The sequence below is a fragment of the Acinetobacter sp. genome (assembly GCF_036659555.1).
Classification (GTDB): Bacteria; Pseudomonadota; Gammaproteobacteria; order Pseudomonadales; family Moraxellaceae; genus Acinetobacter.
In genome coordinates, this window is sequence record NZ_JAVXCI010000146.1 from 1 (window position 1) to 4475 (window position 4475).

Annotated in this window: 5 protein-coding genes and 1 pseudogene; 2 read left to right on the plus strand and 4 right to left on the minus strand. The window is 55.4% G+C overall.

Annotated features, from left to right (window positions below; genetic code table 11):
* Nucleotides 1–642, minus strand: a 642-nt coding sequence (locus RSA72_RS13990; protein WP_332633372.1) for a GntR family transcriptional regulator, incomplete at its 3' end; no start/stop codon positions are given.
* A 148-nt stretch (nt 643–790) separates the two neighbouring features.
* Nucleotides 791–1606, minus strand: coding sequence for a sulfite exporter TauE/SafE family protein (locus tag RSA72_RS13995; RefSeq protein WP_332622685.1), 816 nt, complete (start codon nt 1604–1606; stop codon nt 791–793).
* Nucleotides 1607–1632: 26 nt separating this feature from the next.
* On the opposite strand from RSA72_RS13995, the gene RSA72_RS14000 reads away from it, so the two are divergent.
* Nucleotides 1633–2400: a biotin--[acetyl-CoA-carboxylase] ligase gene (locus RSA72_RS14000; protein WP_332622686.1), complete on the plus strand. Its 768-nt coding sequence runs from the start codon at nt 1633–1635 to the stop codon at nt 2398–2400.
* Nucleotides 2401–2416: 16 nt separating this feature from the next.
* Nucleotides 2417–3163, plus strand: a complete 747-nt coding sequence (locus tag RSA72_RS14005) for a type III pantothenate kinase (RefSeq protein WP_332622687.1) — start codon at nt 2417–2419, stop codon at nt 3161–3163.
* Between the two features lie 63 nt (nt 3164–3226).
* On the opposite strand, the gene RSA72_RS14010 is transcribed toward RSA72_RS14005, so the two are convergent.
* Together RSA72_RS14010 and RSA72_RS14015 are read right to left on the minus strand one after the other, a co-directional pair.
* Complete coding sequence (locus RSA72_RS14010; RefSeq protein WP_332622688.1) at nt 3227–3811, minus strand: RBBP9/YdeN family alpha/beta hydrolase; 585 nt, start codon at nt 3809–3811, stop codon at nt 3227–3229.
* Between the two features lie 251 nt (nt 3812–4062).
* A pseudogene (locus RSA72_RS14015) lies at nt 4063–4475 on the minus strand (signal recognition particle protein); the annotation flags it as partial.

Below are 4475 nucleotides of genomic sequence, written 5' to 3' on the forward strand. Positions count from 1 at the left end.
CAGAGATTCCAACACAAGGTTGCGCAAGTGTCGACAAAAATCTTCCATAAATAACGCGGCCTGCTGCGGCTTGCGGATTAAAACCGCATCCGTCACCAGCTTGAACAGCTCGGAAGATTCCTGCAGCTCGCGGCGCGAGATATTCAGCGTCAGAAAGTAGCTGCGGCGCAGCGAAGGCAGCAACTCCTGATAATAGCGCATCAAGTAAGGATTGCCGACCATCTCATGCTGGCGCGCCATGCTTTGAAAGATCAGATCATAAAACTTTTCGGTATGGCCTTGGCGGGTTTCCGCATCCAGCTGCTCCAACAGCAGCTGAATGCGCTCAGCTTCATGGCTGCGCCAGGTTTCCGCCATGCGGTGCACAATCTGCCCCAGCAGCAGCGAGGCCATGTCAAACAGCGAGCGCACCTGCAGCGCGGACATTTCCGCAACCACGGCGCCGCGGCGCGGGAAAATCTCAATCAGCTGGGTGCGCTCTAAAATCAGCAGCGCTTCACGCACCGAGCCGCGGCTGACATCCAGCTCCGCGGCGATGCGCAATTCCTGAATGCGCTCACCCTCCACCAGCTCACCGCGGATAATCTGCTCGCTGATGTGCTTGGCGATCTGTTCTGACAAACTGTCCGCTTCGTGCTGCATGCTGTTCCCGTTTTGTTCTTATTCATATAATGCAAGATTTAGATTTCTGCGAATCTAAAGCTATTTAAGCGGTTTTCAGCACAATTGAATATGACATTGTCAGACAATCTTGCGTCTGCAAAGCCAATCGTCCGGCGCAGCTGCAGTTTCAGCCGAATAAAAGCTGGCTGACGCCCTGATAAATAAAATAGCTGCCAACCGCTGTCAGCAGGCCGGCGAAGCATTTTTTCAGCATGGCCGGCGACAGCAGATGCGCCACTTTTGCGCCCAGTTTTGCCGTAATGAAGCTCATCACGCTGATGCCGATAAAGGCATAAATGTGAATGTAGCCGATGGTATTCGGCACATTCACCGACGCCTGCTTGCCGAACCACATAAAGCCCAAAGCGCCGGCTGCTGCAATCGGCAGGCCGCAAGCCGCCGAAGTCGCCACCGCTTTCTGCATCACCACGCCATTGCGGTTCAGGTAAGGCACGGTCAGGCTGCCGCCGCCGATGCCGAAAATCGCCGAGGCAATGCCGATGCCGCCGCCGGCCGCCAGCTGCATTGGCGCAGAAGGCAAGTGCCTGTTCGAATCGGCGGGAATGCCCGCGCCCCGGAACATTTTAAACGCCACCCACACCGCAAAGCAGCCGATCAGCAGCTGCAGGCCCTGCCCCGAAATCAAGCCTGCAATGCCTGCGCCAATGAATGAGCCGGCTGCCAGGCCGGGCGCCAAGTTTTTGAAAACATGCCACAGCACGGCGCCTTTTTTATGATGCGCGCTGACCGAACTGATGGAGGTGACAATAATTGTGGCCAAAGAAGTGCCCACCGCCATATGCATGATCACCGACGGATCATAGTTCAGCTGGCTGAAAACAACATACAGAATGGGCACAATGATTAAGCCGCCGCCGACACCAAACAGCCCTGCAGTAAAACCAGCGATTGCGCCGATCAGCAAATATATGATTAACTCCATCAATATTCTTCCACACTCAGATTCAAATGGATTTAGAAGAGACACGCTTACTGCAGCAGATCCTCAGCCAGGCCCATCAGCTTCCTGAAGTGCTGCTTTTAAAACCGGTTACCGCATCAACCAATGATGATGTGCGTGAAATTGCGCTCAAGGGCGTGCAGCAGGTGCTCGTGGCCAGCGTACGGCAAACGCAGGGCCGCGGGCAGCGCCAGCGCCAATGGGTTTCGCCTGAAGGCAATATCTATTTAAGCACATTGCTGAATCTGCGGACACCCATAGACGGGCGCCTGGCGCTGGAAATTGCGTTAAATATCCTGCAAATGCCAAGCCTGCGCCAGCTGGAGCTGCAAGTCAAATGGCCAAATGACCTGTACAGCAGGCAAGGCAAATGGGGCGGGATTCTGATTGAACCGCTGGATGCGCACCGCGCTGTAGTCGGGGTTGGCCTGAACGCGCTGCCCGTGCCTCAGGGCGGCATCGATCAGGCGGCGACCTCTTTAACCGAGCTGGGCCTGGCGCAGTTTGACCGCATTCAGCTGACCGCTGAACTGTATCTGGCGATTCAGCAGGCCGGCGAATGGTTCAGCCATGACAGCTGCAATTTAGCTGCCCGCTTCAACCACTGCGCGGCGTTCAAAAATGAAGCCGTGGAGATTGAGCACCTTCAAGGCCTCAGCCAAGGCACTTTCATCGGCATCCGCAATGACGGCGCGATTGAAATTGCCTCTGAACGCGGAACTGAACACTTCTTTCAGGGACGCCTGCGCCGCGCCAGCGCATCCGGCGGGCAGTAAGTTCAAGAGTAACGCGATGAAAAATTTATGGCTCGATATCGGCAATACCCGCCTGAAATACTGGATTACTGAAAATGGCCAAGTCATTGAACAGGCGGCCGAGCTGCACCTGCAGTCACCGGCTGACCTGCTGCTGGGCCTGATCCAGCATTTTAAAGCGCTGAAGCTGCAGAAAGCCGGTGTGTCTTCGGTGCAGGATGCCAAAAGCAATGAGCGCATTCAGAAAATCCTCAAGCGCCTGAACATTCCTGTGGTTTTCGCCAAGGTGCATGCCGAATATGCCGGCCTGAAATGCGGCTATGATGCGCCCGCGCAGCTGGGCATTGACCGCTGGCTGCAGGTGCTGGCCGCAGCCCGGAACCCTGCGCAGAAGTACTGCATCATCAGCTGCGGGACGGCTTTGACCATTGATTTGGCGGATGGCCTGCAGCATTTAGGCGGCTATATTCTGCCGAACCTATACCTGCAGCGCGACTCGCTGATTCAGAATACCAAAGGCATTAAAATTCCGGATGCGGCCTTTGATGACTTAAGCCCCGGGCGCAACACCATTGATGCGGTACATCACGGCATCCTGCTGGGCCTGGCCAGCACCATTGAAAAAGTGCTGCAGCAGTCGCCGCGCCAGCTGATTCTGACCGGAGGCGATGCACCGCTGTTCGCCCGGCATCTGCAGGCCTATGCGCCCGCCATCGAGCCGGATCTGCTGCTGCTGGGCCTGCAGCATTATTCTGCTCATGCCAATGCGGCGGTAAAAGTTTAACAGCCGGATTTTGAGCGGTTAATTTTCAGACCCGAAAGCGCCCGGCCCCGCTGCGCGCTTTTTTCATCCGTCCAATAAAGGCTTGATCAATTCCCACACCTCATGAAACTCGGCATAGCCGTCCTCCCGCATAAAATGCCCGGCCTGCTTCACTTCATAGGTTTGCGCGTTTAAAAAATGCCCCAGCTGCAGGGTCAGCGGCGGCGGCACAAGCGGGTCATTGGAGGACAGCAGGCTGAATGCAAGCGGCATGTGGTGCTGCAGCACGGCGCTGTCCAGCCGCGCCTGATGAATAAAGGCGTTCAGCTCCGGCGCGCCGGGCAGCGGCGCTTTAAAGCCGGCAACGAAAATTCCGGCCTTAATGCTTTTGCCAGTAGACTGAAAACGCTGATTTAAATAATGCAGCGCGGCCAGGCAGCCTAGGCTGTGTGCAACAATAATCGTGTCCTCATCCAGCTCCGGAATCTGCAGCGCAAGGAATTTCTGCCATGCCTCAAAGTCCGGCTGGCTGGACTGCGCCAGCATGACGCGCTTGGAAAAATGCCCCGCCAGCTGCAGCTTGCGGCTGAGCCACGGGAACCAGTGGTCATTCGGCGAGGCTTTATAGCCATGCACGATGTAAATTTTTTTAGCGTCTGGACTATTCATTGCGCTGTTGTTCTTATCATTGCTGTTTTCAACATTCGCTGCGCTGCGCCAAAAGCGGTGCCCGGCCTGCGCGGCGGCCCGGATTATTTTAAGCCTTCAATTTCCGCATTCAACAGCAGCACCGCCTGCAATTGCGCAAGCATAGCGCCATTGAATAGCTTCATGCTGCTCTCCCCCCGCCGGCCTGTAAAGCATTTGCAGCCTTTAGGCGTAAAAAAAGCGCTGAACGCGCTTTTTTTACCGATGAAACCTTATTTCGGGTCTTTATTGCCGAACAGCGGGCCCATGCCTCCGCCGCCGCCAAACTGCTTCTGCATGCCGCTCAATGATTTCATCATTTTTGCCATGCCGGAAGGATTGGCAAATTTCTTCATCATTTTCGCCATTTGCGCATGCTGCTTGATCAGCTTATTGACTTCCACAACGTCCATGCCGCAGCCGGCTGCAATGCGCTTCTTGCGGCTAGGGTTCATCAGGTCTGGGTTGCGGCGCTCTTTGACGGTCATCGACTGGATAATCGCCTGCATCTTTTTGACCTGCTTTTCAGGATTAGCTTGCGCAATCGCATCCTGAATGCCGGCATTGCTCATGCCCGGCAGCTTGTCCAGAAAGCCCATCATGCCGCCCATTTTGTTCATCTGCTCAAACTGCATCAGCATGTCTT

Excerpts from the sequence above, each read along its gene's own strand:
- RSA72_RS14010 (WP_332622688.1), bottom strand. The coding sequence starts at position 3,811 with ATGAATAGTCCAGACGCTAAAAAAATTTACATCGTGCATGGCTATAAA.
- RSA72_RS13995 (WP_332622685.1), bottom strand. The coding sequence starts at position 1,606 with ATGGAGTTAATCATATATTTGCTGATCGGCGCAATCGCTGGTTTTACT.
- RSA72_RS14000 (WP_332622686.1), top strand. The coding sequence starts at position 1,633 with ATGGATTTAGAAGAGACACGCTTACTGCAGCAGATCCTCAGCCAGGCC.
- RSA72_RS14005 (WP_332622687.1), top strand. The coding sequence starts at position 2,417 with ATGAAAAATTTATGGCTCGATATCGGCAATACCCGCCTGAAATACTGG.